This is a genomic window from Oscillatoria sp. HE19RPO (genome assembly GCF_024220515.1).
Lineage (GTDB): Bacteria > Cyanobacteriota > Cyanobacteriia > Cyanobacteriales > Laspinemataceae > Laspinema.
Map to the genome: position 1 here is coordinate 1 of NZ_JAMXOT010000043.1, position 20,135 is coordinate 20,135.

A 20,135-nucleotide genomic window follows, 5' to 3' on the forward strand; every position below is an offset into this window, starting at 1 on the left:
CTTCAGTCGTTCTCCGGTGTTCGTAGTAACGACTTCAGTCGTTCTCCGGTGTTCGTAGTAACGACTTCAGTCGTTCTCCGGTGTTCGTAGTAACGACTTCAGTCGTTCTCCGGTGTTCGTAGTAACGACTTCAGTCGTTCCAAAGTTGCGCGATCGCCCAGTTTTCTGGGTTCATGGGGACAACCCTGCGGGTTTTGGACCCGGAAACGACTGAAGTCGTTACTACGAACGGGGATTTTTTCTGAATTTTTGGACCCGGAAACGACTGAAGTCGTTACTACGAACGGGGATTTTTGCTGAGTTTTTGGGACCCGGAAACGACTGAAGTCGTTACTACGAACGGGGATTTTTGCTGAGTTTTTGGGACCCGGAAACGACTGAAGTCGTTACTACGAACGGGGATTCTTGCTGAGTTTTTGGGACCCGGAAACGACTGAAGTCGTTACTACGAACTGAAGAGAACGCCTGAAGGCGTTACTACGAACAGGAGGAGACGAGTTTAGTTGGGAGGTAGAGAGGGATTACCCAGACGATCGCACAAGTGGGTGCGACAAAAGGCGACAGCAGCGGATAAGTCATTGGTTTGGTGGGGATAGGCGACTGGGGGGCGATCGATGAGGATGAGTTTGACCCCTAGTTCTGTTGCTAGTTGGCGTTTGATGGGTTCTCCCCCGGGGGTCCCTGATGCTTTGCTGACGACTAGGGTAATTTGCCAATGCTGCCAGAGTGCTCGTTCTAATTCTAGGGAAATGGGGGGGCGGATCCCGATGAGGCGATCGGGGGTGAATCCGGCAGCGAGGGCCGCTTCTAGGGAGGTGACGGATGGAAGGACCCGCGCATACATCAGCGATCGCTCCTGCCAGGGTTGAAACAAATGTAATGTGCGATAACCTGTGGTCAGTAATACTCGCTCTCCGGCTAAATATTCTGCCTCGATTAAGGTTTCAAAGCTGGGCAAGCTCAAAATTGTGTCATTTTTAATGGGTTTATTATTTGTATCCTGTGAATTGTTTGTTAACTCTCGCTCATAGCGTAAATAGGGTAAGCTATACTTTCGGGCGGCTTCTATCGCCAAACGTGAGATGTTTATAGCATAAGGGTGGGATGCATCTAGGATGGCAATGATATTGTGTGATGTGATAAAAACTTGAAGACGATCGCCCTCTAGCTGACCGACCCATACCTGCAATAGGGGAGTAGATGGATAGAGCGATCGCGCCGATTCCGTGGTGACCGAAATCGTACAGGGGAGGTGATTTAAAGCCAGAATTTGAGCTAATTCCCGGCTTTCACTGGTCCCGCCAATTAGCCAAATCGAGGGAGTTACCGTCATAAATCGGGGCCGGAAAAAGTATAGAGGGAGCCGATGAAAATCAGACGGGATCGTAACATCTGATTTTGCAGGGTAGCCCGATGGGGCAAGCTTTGTATCTGCACCGGACCGGGTGTGAGTTTCGGCTATTCAAATTTAACCTTATACATAGAAAAGAGCTTTCCTTCTGAGCGCTTCACGACTTTGCAGCCGGATGCTTTAATCAGTTTTTCCCATTCCGTGAGGGGTTCTAAAAACACCTCAGTGCCGAGATACATTTCTAAAATTCCCCAATTTTCCGCAAGAGTTGCTTCAGGGTTGACCACATCAAAAACAAAAGCCCCGTCGGGTTTTAAAACCCGCTTCACTTCAGCGAAAACATCGGTCCAATAAGCTAAGGGATAATAGCAACTAAACCCCGTGGCGATCGCCAGATCGAAAGCATCTTCCCCATAACTTAGACGATGGGCGGGTCCTAAACAGACCCCTTTAAACAACTTAGAATTCAATTGCGGACCCCGAGAATTGAGGGCATCTCGCGCCACGGTACTGATCTCCTGCCCGTAAAAATAAGCCCCCCAATCTCGCCAAGGATAGACCAAGAAACTGACCCCACAGCCAATATCCAGACAGCGCTGATTTTTTTTAGGTTTAGCAATCTCCCAGAATGGAGAAACTTGAGACGCTTGTAACGAACCCGAAACGCGATCTTGAAAAATCGGCATCGACTCCACCTCGGGCGGGAGTTCAATCGGGTCCCCCCGATACTCCTGATTAAAGCGAGATGCTACAGGAGAAAGCCGACTTTGCCAAGGGTCGGACCCTAAGAAATCGGCATCTGGTGGACTACTATTTGAAGCTTTAGACATGAACCCTTATCCCTAGGATTGGCCTGAATTATTTTACCCGCTCAAATCGGGAGTCGGTGCGAGATTAGCGACCCTTGAGGGCCTTAGTAAAATTCTTACGATAAGACTTATTGACCACCAAAACGGGCCACAGGAGGGTTAAATACAGACGACCCTCGGTAAAATTGGTCCGTCTAAAACCCTTCCAGAACTTCCAACCTCCGGCAGCATACAGAACCAGGAAGGCAAAACCCACTAACTGCATCATCGTCTTTAGTCCTCTAAGCGTCAATGTTGGATTCCAGGCCCCCAAAAGGCCCCTAGACCTCTCGGTTACCTGGAGAGAAATTTTCAAGAGCGGCGAGATGAACCGCTGCTATTTATAAGGTTAATCGATCGCACTCTTATGATGCTACTCCGAGCGGTGGCATGAAATGAGTGTGACCCGAGTTGAGAGGCAGTTGCGAGAGAGTGGGAGTAAAATCGGGTTAATTTCGGGCGGTTTGTGATCTCAGTGGCAGAGTTAGAGCGCGTTTTGTGGTATCGGTGAGAAAGAGTATCAAGAGGAGCGATCGCAATTTAGGGAGAAGAGAAGATTTTTGCTGGCTCCCTCAACTATCCATCTGCCGTTAACAATAGCGCTTGTCGAGTCATGGAAAGAAGCATTGAGATGAATCCCCTACCCAGGAGGCATCGCAAGGGAATAGGGAAGGGAATAGGGAGAAAAAAAGACCCAGGCGAGGATCCGCCATCGGAAGGAATGAGGAGGAATCTCTGGTTTGGGATAGAAACGGCGATCGCCCCGGATTCATTCGATGGGACCCCAACATCTATCTAGAGGATGGAGACAGGGCAGTACCCTTTGCACAACGATTAAATCTGTACCGCAAGCTGTGCGAGTGGCATAGGATACTAGAGTACGACAAATGGTTGCACATTATGAACAGTAATGATGCAACTGCCCCATAAAATAAAAATGATCAAGGAGGAATTATGCGAGCAGTGCTCATGGCAGGCGGTTCGGGAACTAGGCTCAGACCCCTAACCTGCGACTTACCCAAACCGATGGTCCCCATTTTAAATCGACCCATCGCCGAACACATCGTCAATCTCCTCAGACGGCATCACATTACCGAAATTATTGCCACCCTGCATTACCTGCCGGACGTCATGCGAGATTACTTCCAAGACGGCAACGAATTTGGCGTTCAAATGACCTATGCCGTGGAAGAGGATCAACCCCTGGGAACCGCTGGATGCGTCAAAAATATTGCCGAACTTCTAGATGAGACCTTCTTGGTGATTAGCGGCGACAGCATCACCGACTTTGACCTCACCGCAGCGATTAAATTCCATAAAGAAAAAGGATCAAAAGCCACCTTAGTATTGACCCGAGTTCCCAACCCCGTAGAATTTGGGGTCGTCATTACCGATGAGCAACTGCGAATTCAGCGATTTTTAGAAAAACCCTCAACCAGTGAAATTTTTTCCGATACGGTCAACACCGGCATCTATATCCTAGAACCCGAGGTCCTAGATTATTTACCCGCCAATCAAGAAAGCGACTTTTCCAAAGATTTATTTCCCCTATTGCTGGAAAAAGGCGACCCCATGTATGGCTATATCGCCGAAGGGTACTGGTGTGATGTCGGTCACTTAGACGCCTACCGAGAATCACAATATGATGGCCTCTTGGAAAAAGTCAAGCTAGACTTTGCCTACGAATTGCGATCGCCCGGATTATGGATCGGTCAAAACACCTTTATCGACCCCAGCGCCAAAATCGAAACCCCCGTCGTCATTGGCGATAACTGCCGCATCGGGGCCAGGGCCAAACTCGAATCCGGCACCGTCTTGGGCGATAACGTCACCATCGGGTCCGATGCTGACCTCAAACGACCCATCGTCTGGAACGGCGCAATCATCGGCGATGAAGCCCATTTACGAGCCTGTGTCGCCGGTCGTGGCGTCCGAGTAGACCGCCGTGCTCATGTCCTGGAAGGGGCCGTCGTTGGGTCCCTCTCCACCGTCGGAGAAGAAGCCCAAATCAGTCCCGGAGTGCGCGTCTGGCCGAGCAAAAAAATCGAATCCGGTGCTACCCTCAACATTAATTTAATTTGGGGACAAGCCGCCCAGCGGAATCTCTTCGCCCAGCGCGGGGTCTCCGGACTGGCCAATATTGATATCACCCCGGAATTTGCCGTGAAATTAGGGGCCGCTTACGGGTCCACCCTCCAACCCGGTGCCAGCATTACCGTATCCCGAGACCAACGCAGCATCTCCCGCATGGTTTCCCGGTCCTTAATTGCCGGATTGATGTCCGTCGGCACCAATGTCCAAAACTTGGAAGCAACGGCGATACCCGTCGCCCGCTATATCGTCCCGACCCTTTCGGTGGAGGGCGGACTTCATGTCCGTTTGCACCCGGAACGCCCGGATTCATTGCTGATTGAGTTCTTTGACAACAAAGGCATCAATATCTCCAAGGCGCGGGAGAAGAAAATCGAAGGGGCGTATTTTAAGGAAGATTTTCGCCGCGCCCAGATTCAAGAAATTGGCAATATGGCCTACCCGAGTCAAGTGCTGGATTTGTACAGTACCGGGTTTGAAAAACATCTGAATGTAGAAGCGATTCGATATAGTAACTCCAAAGTGGTCATCGATTACGCTTACGCCGTATCCGGGGCGGTTTTACCCCAGCTTTTAGCCAAATTTGGCTCCGATGCGGTGGTTCTGAATGCCAGTTTGAGTCAGATGGCACCCGTCAACGAAGAACGGGAGAATTTGCTCGTGCAACTCGGCCAGGTGGTGGAGGCCCTCCATGCTAATTTTGGCGCACAAGTCTCGGCAAACGGGGAATTGTTGATTTTGGTGGATGAAAGCGGCAGTTCCATCCGAGGGGAGTTGTTAACGGCGGTGATGGTGCAAATGATTTTGACCACGAACCCCCGCAGTACGGTGGTTGTGCCGGTTCATGCGTCCTCTGCAGTGGAGCATATTGCCCGTCGTCATGATGGCAAGGTGATTCGCACCAAGGCGAATCCCACGGCGTTAATGGAAGCTTGTCATACTAATCCGAATGTGGTGTTAGGGGGCAGTGGAGATATGGGCTTTATTTTCCCTGAACTGCATCCGGGATTTGATGCGATGTTCTGTATTGCCAAGTCGATTGAGATGCTGACGGTACAGGAGCAATCTCTGGGACAGGTTCGTTCTGAGGTTCCCCGAGTTTGTCATAAAACTCTGACGGTACGCTGTCCTTGGACGGTGAAGGGGGCATTGATGCGTCATCTGGTGGAAACGCACCCGGCGGATAATTTGGAGTTAATCGATGGGGTGAAGATTTTTGAGCGCCCTCATGATGATAGTTGGGTGTTGATTCTGCCGGATGCCGGTGAACCGATGGTCCATATTTTCGCCAACAGTAGCGATCGCGAGTGGGTGGATTCCTCGTTGATGCAGTACCGCAAGTATGTTCAGGATTTTGTTCAGGAACAGGAAGGCGGGGATATGAGTATGAGCGCGGATAATTAAGACGGCGACTGATTTCATGGTATTTTAAGAGACGCCCATCAGGGCGTCTTTTTCTGGCGATCGCCTCACCTGTTGCCCTCGGGAGAATCCCCAAGGTGGGTAGGACAGGCACTCCAAAGACCGATATAATGGAATAAGGGAACTCCAAAATATAAAATCTCCAAAAAACCCGCAGGCTGAAGCCTGGGGCTACACGGACAAAGCCCGCCTGCGCGGGCTAATACAGTCTTGTTAGGTGCTTAACCATCGGGACTTGGATGATTTATTTGTTGGAACACCCTAATTGTAGGGTGGGCACTGCCCACCTGAATTACGGTGGGCAGTGCCCACCCTACTATAGGAAACGCTATAGATGTTTCGTCGGATTAAGTTCTAGTTAACACAACAGAGATTATGAATAACTGCATTTTAATGGCACAAATCATTGAAGAACCGCAATTGCGCTATACCAGTGACAATTTAGCGATCGCGGAAATGTTAGTGGAGTTTCCCAGTTATCGGGAGAGTGATCCACCGGCTCATTTAAAGGTGATTGGATGGGGAAATTTTGCTCAAGAACTTCACAGTAACTATCGCGTGGGCGATCGGGTGGTGATTCAAGGGCGATTGAGCATGAATACTGTGGAACGTCCCGAAGGATTTAAGGAAAAACGGGCTGAATTAGTCGCACAACGCATCCACAGTTTAGGGGAACAAACCGAGGGTGCATCATCCCCAGAAAAGGCAACTCCCGCAACCAATGTGGTAGCCTTAGAATCGCGCAGAACCACCGCCCCTGCGGCAACGGATAAAGGGCGATCGCCTGCCGCACATACCCCCATCCCCTCGGAACCCACCCCCGCATCCAGGGTCTCTCCACCCCCAGCAAGAACCTCTTATCAACAACCACCCGTTGATGATCCAGATGATGAAATTCCGTTTTAGATAAAAGGGTGAGTAGACTTATCCTACCTCAGCATCAAGCGCAAATCTCATTAACACCGCTTGATGCTGAGGTAGGATAAAACAGCAAAAATAACTAACCCAGGGTAATTCTTGATATTCATTCACCTATTTTACCATTTTTATGATATCTATCATTCATGCCTTCATTGTGAAACATATAATTTTTTTTCAACAACTCTAAAAATCCCCACTTATAAAACGGCTGATATTTAAACAGCAATTAGTAAGATTACCATATAAAACAATGACTATTGAAAAAGACATTCAAATTTTAGCTGCTAAATATGCCGCCGCATTGGACAAGCAAATTCAAGCCAGAATTTCTGAAATGGAGCAGGACGATTTATCCCATTTTTTAATTTACCAGGTTCTGGGAGTAACTGATACGGAAGGTCGGATGATTGATATTTATCAAAACAAAGGTCGTTTTTTATATAAATATGCAGGTTCTTTTTTAGAAAACGCCACAAAACTCTGTTTTCTTTACAGCTTTCCTCAATCTGGGTCTATTAGAATTCCGAATACAAAAGGTACTCGTCCAAAGACTTTTGAAGTTGACTGCTTAGAGGGTAATAATGCCATTGAAATTAAGTGGCGGGATGCTACCACCGATGGCGACCACATTACCAAAGAACATACCCGAATTAGCGTTATAGCGGAAGCGGGATACAAGCCAATTCGCGTTATGTTTTATTATCCTAATAGAACCCAAGCTAAAAGAATCCAACAAACCCTCGAAACACTTTATCAAGGAATCGGCGGGGAATATCATTATGGTGATGCCGCATGGCAGTATGTAAAAAATCGCACCAATATTGATATGCTAGAAATACTCCAAAAAATTGCTAAAAAAAATACTGAACAAGCATGAAGATGAAAGTCTTAACCGGCGATTGCCTAAAACTTTTAGAGCAAATTCCCGATGAATCCGTTGATGCCATTTATCTGGACCCGCCATTTTTCACGGAAAAAACCCATAAACTCAAAACCCGAGATGGCAGCAAAGAGTTTTCCTTTGATGATTTGTGGGGTTGCCATAAAAAATATGCTGAATTCCTCTATCAGCGATTAGTTCCCTTGCATCGCGTTCTCAAGTCCTCCGGGAGTCTTTTTTTCCATTGTGATGCCAACGCCAATTACATAATTCGTTCCCTGTTAAATGAAATATTTGGACCGGACCAGTTTCGGTCTGAGATTATTTGGTATTACAAACGCTGGTCTAATTCTCAAAAAGGATTATTACCCGCCCATCAAACCATTTATTTTTATTCAAAATCCGATTCATTTACCTTTAATACCCGCTATACCGATTATTCTGAATCGACCAATGTAGACCAAATCTTGCAGAGGCGATCGCGCAATCCACAGGGTAAAGCCGTGTACGCTCGGGATGAACAGGGGAAAGTCATTCTCAATGACAGCAAAAAAGGCGTTCCCTTATCCGATGTCTGGGATATTCCCTACCTCAATCCTAAAGCAAAAGAACGGGTCGGTTATCCCACCCAAAAACCAATTCTCCTGCTGGAACGAATCATCGAAATTGCCACCAATCCGGGAGACTTAATCCTTGACCCCTTTTGCGGCAGCGGCACAACGTTAGTCGCCGCAAAACTTTTGGGCCGTCACGGAATCGGAATAGATATTTCCGAGGATGCTATTGAATTGACCCAAAAACGGCTTCTCATTCCAATCAAAACTGCTTCAACCTTGCTACAAAAAGGCCGAAAATCTTACTTAACAGCAGACAAAGAAGCCTTAGCTTTATTGCAAGGATTAAATGCTATTCCAGTTCATCGCAACAAGGGAATTGATGCCATACTCAAACAAACATTCCAAAATAAACCCATTTTAATCCGAGTCCAAAAACCTGGAGAATCTCTCCTAGAGTCGGTCCGCCTCCTGTCAGCAGCCGCTCAAACCAAATCTTCTCAACTTTCTATCTTAGTTCAGACAGAACCGAGTGAATTTATTTGTGAAGAAATGATTCCCGCTTCTATCAAAATTGTCAATGCTCCCCTGGTTCAAATTCAACAAATTTTGCATGATACAGGGAAGGATAATGTAGTAAGCTAAAAGAAGCATTTAAACTGGATGTTCCTAGCGCGCAAGATGCAAAGCAAGCAGGCATGGCTTACGGCCCACATTCCGCACGACAAAATAGCGCCAACCGATTTAGGCCAGGGTTCAAGAAGAGAAACCCTTGAGCGAGAAAAAGTGCTTTAAAGCTTGCACTGTAGGACTAGACGATTGCTTGACTTATGATGCGATCGGCCTGCGGCATAGCTTCGCTTACCCCCGGGGTGTCAGGAATTATCGTCTGATTGAAAATACAGAGATTTTCAGTCCCCATTGCCTTGATTTGTGTATAACGTTCCAGTTGATTGGCTCCCAGTTCTCCACGAGAGGGCGATCGCCCGATCCAATCCAGGAACCCTAGGAGCCAGATAATGAGTGAACAGTTGAGGGCTCCACTCTGGCTAACTTTTGGGCGAATAAAAGCCTTGATAGCTGGTGACCTTTATTATTATATTTATGACCTTGACAAAGCTGCCGGGTTGGTCGCCGGAGTAGGGGAACACCGGCTGACCGCGACCCGTCTGGAATCAGCCGCCCATCATCGCCTGGGCGAGTCCGATGAAGAGCGGTATTCCCAAGGCGATCGCAACCGGCGTGCCGACGGCTGTGGACGCGCCAATGTAGGCCGAGGGATTGGCCGAAGGGATACCGGCTCGTAAAGTAGGCGGCCCCGAGATATCTGAACTGGAGGCGGCGATGATGGCCAGTAGAGCGACGCCGCCAGGGGTGAACCCCGTGACGTAGTGGGCAATCATGCCGAGACCGAAGGCGATAAACCCATGCAGCAACGGTGCGAAGAAGGCATAGACGGCGTACCACTGGGCCACCTTCCGCAGCTCGTTAATCCTTGACCAAGCCTCCATACCCATGACCAGCATCAGTATCGAAAGCAGGCCCCGGAAGAGGGGGTTGTAGAAGCTTTCATAGACACTTTCCGGTCGGGTGAGGATGCCGAGAGCGAGGCCGAGCAGCAGTGCCGATAGGGCAGAACCCTCAAGGCTTTCCTTGACGATGGGCCATATTTTGACCCGATCGCGCTGTTTGCTGGGATACCCGCTTGCGGTAATGCGCTGCTGGCTGCGATACTCCTGCCTGGTAGTGGGATACTCCGGCTTGCTGGGATACTCACCTGCGGCAACGGACTGCTTGCTGAGATATTCCTGCTTGCTGAGATACTCCTGCTTGCTGAGATTCTCGTCTGCGGTAGCGCGCTTCTTGCTGGTATAAATGCTGGCCAGGACGATCGCAGTCACGAGCGCTGGGATGTCCATGAAGGGATAGAGTGCGGCGGCCCAGGGCTCGTATTCCAGGCCTTGCGCTTCCATTACCGTTATGCCAGCGGCGAGGGTAGAGCCACTCACGGCACCAAACAAGCCCCCGGTCGCAAGGGCATCCACGGTTCTGATGCTCGGCAGCTTGGCTAACGTGTAGCTTGCGATGAACACAATAAGTATCCCCGTTACCACGGCGAACAGCGCGGGCAACAGCATCTCCGTTATATTGGAATTGCGGATTGCAATGCCGCCGCTCAAGCCGACTTTGATGAGCAGCATGAAGACGATGAACTTATAGATCGCATCTGGAATTTCCAGTTTGCTACCGAGGGCGGCAATGACTATACCACCGATCAGAAAGCCGAGCGTCGGGGACTGCAACTGCGCCCCGAATTTCGTAAAAAACTCGAACAAAAATTCCATGTTGTAATTCCTCCTTGATTCAGATATTTAGGGGTTAGGACCGCAGGCAAATGCATCTGCATCCCGGTGGGTCTTGTGCTGGAAGATCGGGTTGCGATCTAGCGATCGCAAATGATCGGGCTAATCAGTAGTGATTCATGGGCAATGGCGGGTTGCGGCCATAGTTCACCCGCAATGGGTTCGTACAAAGCCTCTGCGGTGTACAGAAAGTTCCGACGAGTCATGGGAGAGAAATTTGCCATGAATACCTCCTTGCGCTTCCTCTAACGAGGAGTGATGATTCTGATAAGTAAGCGTTAAGTTGAAGCAAGTAGGGATGAAGCATTTCATCCCTGCCGCACAGGTGTTAAGCAAATACCTGTCGATAGGGTGTTCAGAGGTGGCTGCTCTCTGAACGGGTCTCAAAGGTGTCGCTGTTTTGCAGCAACTCCCATAGATCAACATCTATTAAGACCCGAATCTCTATGTGCTTAAGTCTATCCTTAAATCTCCACAAATTTGCGATCGATTTACATGGATCTGCCAAGTAATTTCAAATTCAAATCATAAGCTTTTCTTTTGGTTTCAGGAAGCCCCTATATCTATGGTTAATGCAAATGGGAAGCATAGAATTTTCTCTATACCTTGTTCTTGTTAAGAAGGGCCTTCTATGACTGCACTTCCCAAATAGCGTTGGATGGCGCTGCCAATCCCAGTCGGCCTGGGCGTCATTAATTTGTCTCCAGAGTCGGCTGCTGTTCCCGATGCCTCTATAAAGAAAGAAAGACCTTGAACGAATGGTGTGAAGACCCCACAGAGTTGCCAGCAGAAACGGCTCACACTGTTGATTAGTTGCTGTTGCTCACGGGGACAAAAGACTGTGCGGCTGCCGACGCCTTGAACAGCCAGCCGGAAACATTAGATCCTAGAGCGCTTGGAGTGGCAAGATTTAAGGCCCTTCTCTACTTTTACCCAGGTCATCTGGTTGTCATAGCGCCAAAAGAAAAGGATAAGTGTTTTTTATAAAATGCTTCCGCTAATCTGAGTTAATCTTTCTCAACAGAGGGTAGTGTATTCGCTGCTCTTTGGCATAAACTTAAAAATATGGTTCAAGGCACAACCATAGAGTCTTGCCTTGAATTGTCCTAACACAAAGCATCAAGAGGTAACCCATAATGGCCCAGAACGCTAGCAAGCTCGTCATCGTCACGGAAAAGGTGCTACTGAAAAAGGTCGCCGCGATCATCGAGGAAGCCGGTGCTACCGGCTATACGGTGGTGGCTGCGGGCGGTAAAGGCAGTCGCGGCGTGCGATCGTCGGGACAACCCACCGTTGGCGATGTCTTCACGAATGTAAAGTTCGAGGTACTCACCCCCAATCGGGATATGGCCGTGAAGATTTCGGATGAAGTCGCAGCGCAGTTTTTCGACGATTATTCGGGCATCGCCTATATCTGTGACGTGATGGAGGTACTGCACGCGCACACATTCTGAGTCAAAACCCCAGTAATTCTCATTTTGGCCAGAAGCTGTTCAAGCACTGGGAATCTTGGTATTGTAATGACATCTGAGACAGGACTTACGCAGAGTTGGAGAATCTACCCTAAAAATGTAGAGCAGAGGAAACGAATTGCCTCTACAGTTCGGGGTTAAGGTTACAGATTGCGTAAGTCCTGTAACTTAAACTTAAGAATATCGTTCAAGGCGAAAGCATAGATGTCTGTCTTCTGTTCGACATCTAATGTCAGGTTTGAGCGACCCAGTCTCTCTTTTTGAGACACTCTCCATTCACAGGTGAATTTGACAACAGGTGTTTCAGTAGCGGCGGGCACTTGCCCGCCACGGCCACACACATTCAAACAGCATGGAGCGGACATCATGAACAATTTTGATTCAACTAAACTGCGGAGCAAATTTGACAACACCAGCGAAGGCTGGCTAGTGCAGGTATATAGCGGCGATCGCCGCCTACTCTGCGTGCTCGACTCGTCTCACGCCTGGACTTTTTTATTGGGCTGTGGGTTGGGTCTCCTACTGGCAGTCGGGTGGTTTAACCTGGCCAGTTACAGTCCGTCCACGACTTATGTGCCAGCAACAACTCCCCCCGAAATGTGGATTGATTAGCTCACATTGCTAGAATAGTAGTGCCCACGCAACTCCTGTTCCCGATTTGGCCTCCCTCATACCGTCCTCTGGTGAAAAAAACCAGACGCTGGCCGGTTCGACTGGACAGGTAGAATGGAGCAGGGGTAGTCCTAAATATGGGGAATTTTAAATATGTAATGATTCATTATAATCATGAATAAAATACAATCAGGCCCCAACATGATTATCTAATGTTTTAGAAACCGATAACGTTTTTCTCGCCGAGTCTAGAAACTCGTTGCCTTCAGGTATTATTAAACCGTTCAATATGGCTGGTTTCCCCGCTATTTTTGATGAACGGCTTATGTCTGGTGGTTGGAAAAACATTGATAGGCTTGCCAAAAATCGGTATAGCACACTGCACATTGCCGATAAACAAGAGGTAAAGATTCCCATAATTTTTAGGCTAATTTTTGACTTCTATCTCCCTTCGTAAAATCCGACAACTTCTTGGGTTTATAAATCTAAAGCGAACCCCACACACTGTGGGTTTTGTTTGTTTTGAACATCAGACCAAAGTTCGTCATATTACTGGTGTTTCCTGGAGGTTTAGCTGAGACTTCAAGTTCCCTGGAAACCTTGGCATACTTGGCATTAACGTATTTCTAAAGCTAAGTTCCTGAAACCTCAAGACTCTACCTATACCAGACCAAGATTTTTTTTCAAGTAATAGATTATCAATCCATTTTTTAAGAGAGTTGGAAATATATTTTTTACGGTTATTTCCAACAAACTGGCGGCCACAGTCCTGACATTGATGATTTTGCTTACCATGATGAATATGACCATTATGAACGGATGTTATGAAATCCAAATCTAGGACAGACTGGTTAAGAGTATTCAAAATCATTAGACTTCTGGATAGATTGAGAATTTATCGATTTTTTCAGGGGTTAATTTATCTAAAATTCAGTATCATGATTTAACGGTTTCCATTCCAGAGAAATATTTTAATTTTTAAAACTTTTTAGAAATTTTGTTTATTAAACTACAATAGTTTTGGCTTTTTTTTATAGACCAAGGACATTTCTATTAGTAGTCCAGCAGCATTATTACATATTTATAATTTATAGCGGTTCCCGGATTGATGAGGTACTTTTCAAAGCCCCTCTCCCCCCCCCTTTCAAAGGGGGGTAGGGGGGATGGAGAGGGGTTTGGGGCCGCCATCGCTTTACCTTATCAATATGAGAAAGGCTATATGACGACCAAGGAGTTATTTAAAATGAAATAGCCCTGTTGTAGGAGGGTTTAAAAGCTGCTTTTCAAGCCCCTTTCAACTGTTAGTAGGCATTTGGGGTTCACTGGTTTAAGCCTCAGTTATGGACAGCTCTGTCCGTAACTGGGGAGACGTTTTACCGATCGCCCCCGCCTCCTGTAAAGTTTTCCCAACAAAATCCAGCACTTCCCATAATTTGGCAAGGTTAATCCGAATTAAGACGGATGATTTCGGTACAGAAACTGGGGTTCTGTACGGTAGAGGACTGGATGGCAAGCTGAAACATTAAGTTTTGTAACAAAATGTGGGTTAACCCGTAAAAGTCAAGGGGACAGGCAGAGAGAGAAATTAGAAGCGGATGAGGAGGCAAGAGTAGGGACCTGTAATGCCTGAGCGAGATAGAAATAGACAAGATGAGGAAATGCAGCACTATGCTGAGTTAGCACAGAGGCATCCTCCCCAGAGTCGGGAACGGCAGCTTGCTTTGACAAAGCTAGTGGAGGCGATCGCCGGTTCTGGGAAACTATCCCGTCCCCGTCAAGGTGAATTTATCGCGGTGTATGAGGAAATTTATGCTGAGGCCCTCTCTCTATTGTGGTTGTTTGTTTGCGAGAATATCGATCGCTATGATTCGGGACGGGGTTCGGTGATGACTTGGGTCAATTATCTGCTGGATAAGCGATTTATCATTGAAGGGATTAAAACCGTTGTGGGCAAAAAGGGCGATCGCCTGCTCTCCACTGCGGAAGTCGAGTTAATCCCCCAACCGGAACCCCAACCGTCTCCATCCCAGGTTCTTCAACAATATATTGAAGAGGATCGGGAAGGACTCTTTCAAAGCACCCATTTAAAAAATCGACCCGATGTCAACTTTAAACAGATTGCTTTAGCTCGATTGGCAGGAATCAAATGGAAAACTATCTCGGTTGATTTAAACGTTACAGTTTCCACTCTCAGTTCTTTTTATCAACGCTCTTTAAAACAACTGTCGGCCCCGCTTCAAATGCTCTTTATTGATGAATAAACCGGCTCAAGTTAAGTGAACCTATGGAAATGAACATCAAGCAGCTCACTTTTACGACATCGTTGATCCAAAAATATCACCAAATGGCTCAACAGTTTGGTCGGCAGCAGGTCACTGCGGTGAAATCTGCCCAGGTATATCAGAATACCTTGGCAGTGCTGGCGGTTGATTATTATTGTCAATGTTTAGGTATCTCCACCCAGTTAACCTCTGGTGATAGCTGGAATCCTGTCATGCAAAATTTACTGGATATTGCGGATCTACAGTTGGCGAATAGGGGAAAAATCGAATGCCTCCCGGTTCAGGTTGATACTGAATTCGTGGAAGTTAGCTCAGAGGTTTTATCAGAGAGAATCGGCTATATTGCCGTGGAAATAAATCCATCCCTGACCCAAGCAAGATTACTGGGATTTGCTGAAATCATCTCCAATAATCCTTGTCCCTTATCCCAGTTTAAGGGGTTAGAATGCTTTATTGATAGCCTTCATTCTATGCCCTCAACTCAACAGATTCATCTGTCTCAATGGTTGCATCACTGTTGGGATGCGGGATGGAAACGGGTGGAAGAATTGTTAGAGGTTTCTCAATTAGAACTTGCGTTACAGTTTAGAACCACTCAAACTGCGGTGAAGGGCGGAAAGTTACTTGATTTGAATTCAACCGGCGATTCGGTGGCTTTATTGGTGGGAATCAAACCCACGAATCCCCCGGAAATGGATATTTGGGTGGAAGTCTATCCCATTGGCGAAAAAACCCATTTACCCCGGGATTTGCAGGTGATGGTTTTGGATAGTTCCCAAGTGTCTGTGATGCAGGCACAAGCGCGCAGTACGAAAAATATTCAACTTAATTTTAGTGGTGAACCGGGAGACCAGTTTAGTATTAAACTAGAGTTGGGGGATGTCAGCGTTACGGAAGCGTTTATCATCTGAATTACAGGTCAAATCTGGGGGGACTAATATGGCTAAATTAGTGGTGATTAAGCTAGAGGGGGATTTCCATCGCCAGGGGTTTGGGGTGACGTTAGAAATTGGGACAGAAGGCGATCGCCCTTCCATAGAACTCCCGGGAAAATTACCCCCAGCACCGGATCTGCCGATTCGCTTGCAGCAGTGGGAAGCGAAATATCGGAATCTTGATACCATCCGAGGACTCAAACCCAAACAAATTATTTATAATGGCTCGATGGTTCAACGGGTTCAAGAATGTCGAGATGCTGCCAAAATTTTGAGCGATTGCTTCCAAGATTGGATTGAGTCCAAAGACTTTTTACCCCTGGATAAAACTCTACGTGAAGAGTTAAATCGGACTGAAATTGTGCGGGTGTTGATTCGCAGCAATCAGTCTTTAGTACATAAATTGCCTTGGCATTTATGGGACTTTTTTGAACGCTATCCTAATACGGAACTGGCTCTCATTTCTCCCAGTGCGAAACGAGTAGATTGTTGTAAAGGGGCTCAAAATGCGGTAAAAATTCTGGCTATTTTGGGACATAAAGAAGGGATTGATATTGAAATTGACCGCCTGGTTCTGGAAAATTTACCCGATGCGGCAGTGACTTTTCTGGTGGAACCGACGCCGGAAGAACTGAGCGATCGCCTTTGGGAAGAATCTTGGGATATTCTCTTTTTTGCTGGACATAGTGAAACCCAAGGGGAGAGTGGCCGAATTTATATTAACCCGCAAGACAGTTTAACCCTAGAAGAGTTAAAATATGGCTTAACTAAAGCCGTTGCCCGAGGATTGCAAATTGCTATCTTTAACTCCTGTGATGGATTAGGATTAGCGCGGGAATTTGCTGAGTTAAATATTCCCCAAACCGTGGTCATGCGGGAACCCGTTCCTGACTCTGTAGCTCAACGCTTTTTACAGTATTTTCTAGCGGCTTTTTCCCGAGGGGAATCGTTCTATTTAGCGATGCGAGAAGCGCGGGAAAGATTGGAGGGATTAGAAGGGGAATTTCCCTGTGCGAGTTGGTTGCCGGTGATTTGTCAAAATCCCACGATGATGCCACCGAGTTGGGCGGATTTACGGGGAAAATCTAAGGAACAGGAACGGGTATCTCCGTTGTCGCCAGCACTTAAAATGCCCGAAAAGCAATGGCATTTTAGGGCAAGTTATTCGGTCAGGTTTGTGACTGGAATTATCCTGGCGAGTCTGGGGATTATTAGTTGGCAACAAATTGCACCAACCCTAGCAACTCGGTTGAATAATAGTGGGATGGATAGTTATGGAATAGGAGATTTATCGGACTACTGGAAAAAGTTAGATTTAGCTTGGGTTGTTGACCCCTATAATCCCAAGGTGTATTACAATCAAGCTTGGTCCTGTGAAGAGGTGCTGGATTACGACTGTGCGCGAGTCAACTATCAAAAATCTGCCAGATTAGGGTCTGCTGCCGCTTATAATCAACTCGGTTCTATCTCCATGAATGTGGATACAGATTATCACACCGCCCTTCATTTTTTCACCCGTGGATTAGAATTGGCGACCCAGGATCGGGACAAATTTGCCCTGTACAAAAACCTAGGGTGGGTTCAACTGAAATTAAGGCGAGAGGTGGAAGCAGGAAACTCTCTGGAAATGGCCCTAAATTTACACCAGAATTATGCATCTCCTTATTGTTTGTTGGCACAAGTGCGTGATAATTTAGGGCAGTTTCCCGAGGCGATCGCCCTCTGGGAAGAGTGCCAAACCCTTGCTAACCCCCAGAAACCGGAGGAATATTTATGGTTAGGCATGGCAAAAAAACGGTTATTGGAAATTTCCCCTCCCCAGAATTAGCTGATTGCTCTCTATCCCTCCTAGAAAAACTAGGTGGTTTCATGAAATGAAGGACAATGATATTTATTTCCTTTGTCATCAACGCAAATTTCCGAAGAATTTTCTGCTGTGCTAATTTCCGTTGCAATTAGCCCCATATTGGAGCCTAAAGCAGCAGAGGCAAACTCTAAGGTTGAAGAGGGTTGACCCATTACGATTAAACCTAAGAAAAGAGAGTTGAGAAATATTGAATCGTTCATTGTTCTGTTCTTACCCACAATAGATTTGAACGAAGACTGCTTAAGGGCTTTGTTCAAAGTCGCAAAGTTTGCGTTTTATAAAATCACAGGCCGCTAACAACTCATGGAATAACTTGAGTTCCAAAGTCGGTTTCCTGCTCTATTGATATCAGTGGGAAGAATGGGAAAAATTATGCACGAATTCACTAAATATTTCTCATTTTTAACCTAAAAAAATAACACCCAGTGGTGGATAAAACCCATGTAGAGGCGCTTCGCGAAGCGCCCCTACATGGGTTGAAAATTGACTAAAAACAGTATGGGATAAAACTTTTATTCGTCTTTAGACTTCTTGAGCTATGAGGTCGGGGATCGATCCCCCGTCGGGTGTTGCCACCGCTGCCAAATTTCAGGTCACCCCAACATTAACCGTTGATCGGCGGTGACAAAGTTATCCGGAACCTGGAGTTCGCTGGAGTTGACATTGAGTACCAGTCCCAAATAGTCCCCAGTGGCCCAGATGCGGAGGGCGATCGCTTGTTGAGATGCTCCATTGACGGCGATATCCAGTTCTTCAAAGGTTAAATCTGACAGGGATAAGCCATTATTTAAGCCAATGCGATCGCCTTGATTGGGATTAAAATCTGCAATCATATCCACTTCCGTCACAAACCGGGATGTATTGCTGAATCCATCCTGATTGTCGGACCGCAGCACAAAAATATCACTTCCCGGACCGCCAATTAAACTATCTTGTCCAAAATCCCCCACCAGGAAATCATTCCCCGCTTCACCGAAGAGAATATCATTATTTTTTCCCCCTCTTACAATGTCATCCCCTGCACCGCCATATACAGTATCGTCATTATTATTCCCATTGAGGATATCATTGGCATCCTCACCCCAAATTACATCAAAATCCTTACCCCCTCGGATGTAATCGTTCGCACTTCCCCCTTGGATATCATCATTTCCCCGGTTGCCATTGATCTCATCATTGCCAGTGGTTCCGATGACTGTATCATTGCCATTTAAGGCCAAGACGGATGTTCCCATTGCATCGGGCCAGTCTGCTAAATTAATGCGATCGCTGCCATCAGAGAGGCTAAAAAACTCGCCGAGATTCGTAAAATCCGTTACGCCGGAGGCAGTACCGATTTCTGGAGTTCCTCGACTGGGATTAAAGGCAATCTGAGCATCGGGGACTGCTGCGGGGAGGGTTGGCAGAGAACTGGCATCTGTATAATTTCCCGCTAAGGTCATCACGGACATGGTTCCCCATTGGCCGTGAGGTCCGCTATCAATGCCGATAAACCGATGTTGGGGGTTAAAAACGTTAATCCGGTGTCCGCGACTGGGAACATTGTCATCAATCAGCAGTTGTAAGACGACATCGCGGGCGGTTTTTTTGCCGTAACTGATATTTTCTGCGGCAGCAGTTTGCCAAGTGCCATACCGATTCAGGCGATCGCTCATGGTGCTGCCATCGGTGCCTTGATGTCCCATTAATCCTTGAGGACCTGTATCATTCACCTGATCGCGCGCTGCCATTGTCATCCCTTGAGACAATTCCAACGGCGCTAACGGCGCTTGCGATCGCAGGAATTGAATGGTTTCGGCGATCGCACTCGGCCCTTCTATCGTGGTTAGAGAGTTGCGGACTTGTTCCAAATAGGCAGCATAGGCACTGGGGTTCGTTCGGGCGCGGTTGACTTCATCAATGATGCCTTTTTCTAAAGAGGAAAGGTAAGGTGCTTCGGTGGGAGTGAAAGTGGACATAATCGGAACCTCAAAACAATGATGAATGATGTAAATGGCCTGGACTAGGGCACCCTGATTGCCTTCTAAATGATTATTAGGTGAATTCCTCGGAAATTATGCACAGTGATGTTGAGGATGAGATTTCGAGGAGAGAATCTCCTAAATTGGACCCAATAGGCGGCTTATGGTGTGATCGCGCCTCGCTTTTTTGGGGTTAAATGTAAAGTTTTAGTAAAGATGGCGGCCCCATTAATCCTTGTTGATTGCGCTGTTTCGGTCGGGGCATAAAGCCTTCAATCCTGCTATTGTAGGCGGTCTTACTTCCTGTAGCTCAGGTTTTTGTCTGACGAATTTTCCGAGAGTTATATAAAGTTTTGGTAAAGATGGCGGGGATTCGCATAAAACACCCCCCATCTTCCTAGAGAAAGGAATAGAGCTAGACGATGGGTCAAAACCGGGCTGTGTTCAGATGAATGACAGTCGGTTCCTGTCAAGGTTCAGATGGCGATCGGTTCAACGGGGCGGATGTTTGCTTTACAGAATCTTCATCTAATCGAGATTTTTGTAAAGAATTGGTAAAGCTAGGCCAGAGGAGGA

The 20,135-nt window shown here is 47.1% G+C and carries 18 protein-coding genes and 1 pseudogene; 10 read left to right on the plus strand and 9 right to left on the minus strand.

The window, feature by feature from the left end:
- Positions 1 to 499 precede the first annotated feature (499 nt).
- The 3 genes from NG833_RS04990 to NG833_RS05000 all read right to left on the minus strand — a co-directional run bounded on the left by NG833_RS04990 (position 500) and on the right by NG833_RS05000 (position 2,428).
- Positions 500 to 1,333: a cobalt-precorrin-6A reductase gene (locus tag NG833_RS04990; protein WP_254564205.1), complete on the minus strand. Its 834-nt coding sequence runs from the start codon at positions 1,331 to 1,333 to the stop codon at positions 500 to 502.
- Between the two features lie 125 nt (positions 1,334 to 1,458).
- Positions 1,459 to 2,181 carry a class I SAM-dependent methyltransferase gene (locus tag NG833_RS04995; protein ID WP_254564206.1) on the minus strand — a complete coding sequence of 241 codons (723 nt, stop codon included), beginning with the start codon at positions 2,179 to 2,181 and terminating at the stop codon, positions 1,459 to 1,461.
- 64 nt (positions 2,182 to 2,245) lie between these two features.
- Positions 2,246 to 2,428, minus strand: a complete 183-nt coding sequence (locus NG833_RS05000) for a hypothetical protein (protein ID WP_254564207.1) — start codon at positions 2,426 to 2,428, stop codon at positions 2,246 to 2,248.
- Between the two features lie 725 nt (positions 2,429 to 3,153).
- Between NG833_RS05000 and NG833_RS05005 the strand changes: the two genes are divergently transcribed.
- The 4 genes from NG833_RS05005 to NG833_RS05020 all read left to right on the plus strand — a co-directional run bounded on the left by NG833_RS05005 (position 3,154) and on the right by NG833_RS05020 (position 8,712).
- Positions 3,154 to 5,694 carry a mannose-1-phosphate guanyltransferase gene (locus tag NG833_RS05005; RefSeq protein WP_254564208.1) on the plus strand — a complete coding sequence of 847 codons (2,541 nt, stop codon included), beginning with the start codon at positions 3,154 to 3,156 and terminating at the stop codon, positions 5,692 to 5,694.
- A gap of 393 nt (positions 5,695 to 6,087) precedes the next feature.
- Positions 6,088 to 6,618, plus strand: a complete 531-nt coding sequence (locus tag NG833_RS05010; RefSeq protein ID WP_254564209.1) for a single-stranded DNA-binding protein — start codon at positions 6,088 to 6,090, stop codon at positions 6,616 to 6,618.
- A 265-nt stretch (positions 6,619 to 6,883) separates the two neighbouring features.
- Positions 6,884 to 7,510 (plus strand): ApaLI family restriction endonuclease, encoded by a 627-nt coding sequence (locus tag NG833_RS05015; RefSeq protein ID WP_254564210.1) that lies wholly within the window; start codon positions 6,884 to 6,886, stop codon positions 7,508 to 7,510.
- On the plus strand, positions 7,507 to 8,712 hold the full coding sequence (locus NG833_RS05020; RefSeq protein ID WP_254564211.1) for a site-specific DNA-methyltransferase: 1,206 nt from the start codon (positions 7,507 to 7,509) through the stop codon (positions 8,710 to 8,712). Before NG833_RS05015 ends, NG833_RS05020 begins: the two co-directional genes overlap by 4 nt.
- Positions 8,713 to 9,242: 530 nt before the next feature.
- Here the strand turns inward: NG833_RS05020 and NG833_RS05025 are convergent.
- From NG833_RS05025 to NG833_RS05035, 3 genes are all read right to left on the minus strand, one after another.
- Positions 9,243 to 10,412, minus strand: a complete 1,170-nt coding sequence (locus NG833_RS05025; RefSeq protein WP_254564212.1) for a sodium-dependent bicarbonate transport family permease — start codon at positions 10,410 to 10,412, stop codon at positions 9,243 to 9,245.
- 98 nt (positions 10,413 to 10,510) lie between these two features.
- Complete coding sequence (locus tag NG833_RS05030) at positions 10,511 to 10,654, minus strand: hypothetical protein (protein WP_254564213.1); 144 nt, start codon at positions 10,652 to 10,654, stop codon at positions 10,511 to 10,513.
- A 391-nt stretch (positions 10,655 to 11,045) separates the two neighbouring features.
- Positions 11,046 to 11,231 carry a hypothetical protein gene (locus tag NG833_RS05035; RefSeq protein WP_254564214.1) on the minus strand — a complete coding sequence of 62 codons (186 nt, stop codon included), beginning with the start codon at positions 11,229 to 11,231 and terminating at the stop codon, positions 11,046 to 11,048.
- A 335-nt stretch (positions 11,232 to 11,566) separates the two neighbouring features.
- Between NG833_RS05035 and NG833_RS05040 the strand changes: the two genes are divergently transcribed.
- Together NG833_RS05040 and NG833_RS05045 are read left to right on the plus strand one after the other, a co-directional pair.
- Positions 11,567 to 11,884: a P-II family nitrogen regulator gene (locus NG833_RS05040; RefSeq protein ID WP_254564215.1), complete on the plus strand. Its 318-nt coding sequence runs from the start codon at positions 11,567 to 11,569 to the stop codon at positions 11,882 to 11,884.
- Positions 11,885 to 12,268: 384 nt separating this feature from the next.
- The gene (locus NG833_RS05045) at positions 12,269 to 12,514 is read left to right on the plus strand and encodes a hypothetical protein (protein WP_254564216.1); all 246 of its coding nucleotides are present in this window, start codon (positions 12,269 to 12,271) and stop codon (positions 12,512 to 12,514) included.
- Positions 12,515 to 12,703: 189 nt separating this feature from the next.
- Here the strand turns inward: NG833_RS05045 and NG833_RS05050 are convergent.
- Positions 12,704 to 13,385, minus strand: a pseudogene (locus NG833_RS05050) (IS1 family transposase).
- Positions 13,386 to 13,854: 469 nt separating this feature from the next.
- Between NG833_RS05050 and NG833_RS05055 the strand changes: the two are divergent.
- From NG833_RS05055 to NG833_RS05070, 4 genes are all read left to right on the plus strand, one after another.
- Complete coding sequence (locus tag NG833_RS05055) at positions 13,855 to 14,040, plus strand: hypothetical protein (RefSeq protein ID WP_254564217.1); 186 nt, start codon at positions 13,855 to 13,857, stop codon at positions 14,038 to 14,040.
- A gap of 96 nt (positions 14,041 to 14,136) precedes the next feature.
- On the plus strand, positions 14,137 to 14,775 hold the full coding sequence (locus tag NG833_RS05060; protein WP_254564218.1) for a hypothetical protein: 639 nt from the start codon (positions 14,137 to 14,139) through the stop codon (positions 14,773 to 14,775).
- 29 nt (positions 14,776 to 14,804) lie between these two features.
- Entirely contained in the window at positions 14,805 to 15,707 is a 903-nt protein-coding gene (locus tag NG833_RS05065; RefSeq protein WP_254564219.1) for a DUF1822 family protein, read from the plus strand.
- Positions 15,708 to 15,735: 28 nt separating this feature from the next.
- Complete coding sequence (locus NG833_RS05070) at positions 15,736 to 17,559, plus strand: CHAT domain-containing protein (protein WP_254564220.1); 1,824 nt, start codon at positions 15,736 to 15,738, stop codon at positions 17,557 to 17,559.
- A 29-nt stretch (positions 17,560 to 17,588) separates the two neighbouring features.
- On the opposite strand, the gene NG833_RS05075 is transcribed toward NG833_RS05070, so the two are convergent.
- Both NG833_RS05075 and NG833_RS05080 read right to left on the minus strand, forming a co-directional pair.
- Positions 17,589 to 17,750 (minus strand): hypothetical protein, encoded by a 162-nt coding sequence (locus tag NG833_RS05075; protein ID WP_254564221.1) that lies wholly within the window; start codon positions 17,748 to 17,750, stop codon positions 17,589 to 17,591.
- A 441-nt stretch (positions 17,751 to 18,191) separates the two neighbouring features.
- Positions 18,192 to 19,556 (minus strand): CAP domain-containing protein, encoded by a 1,365-nt coding sequence (locus tag NG833_RS05080; RefSeq protein WP_254564222.1) that lies wholly within the window; start codon positions 19,554 to 19,556, stop codon positions 18,192 to 18,194.
- Between the last annotated feature and the right edge of the window lie 579 nt (positions 19,557 to 20,135).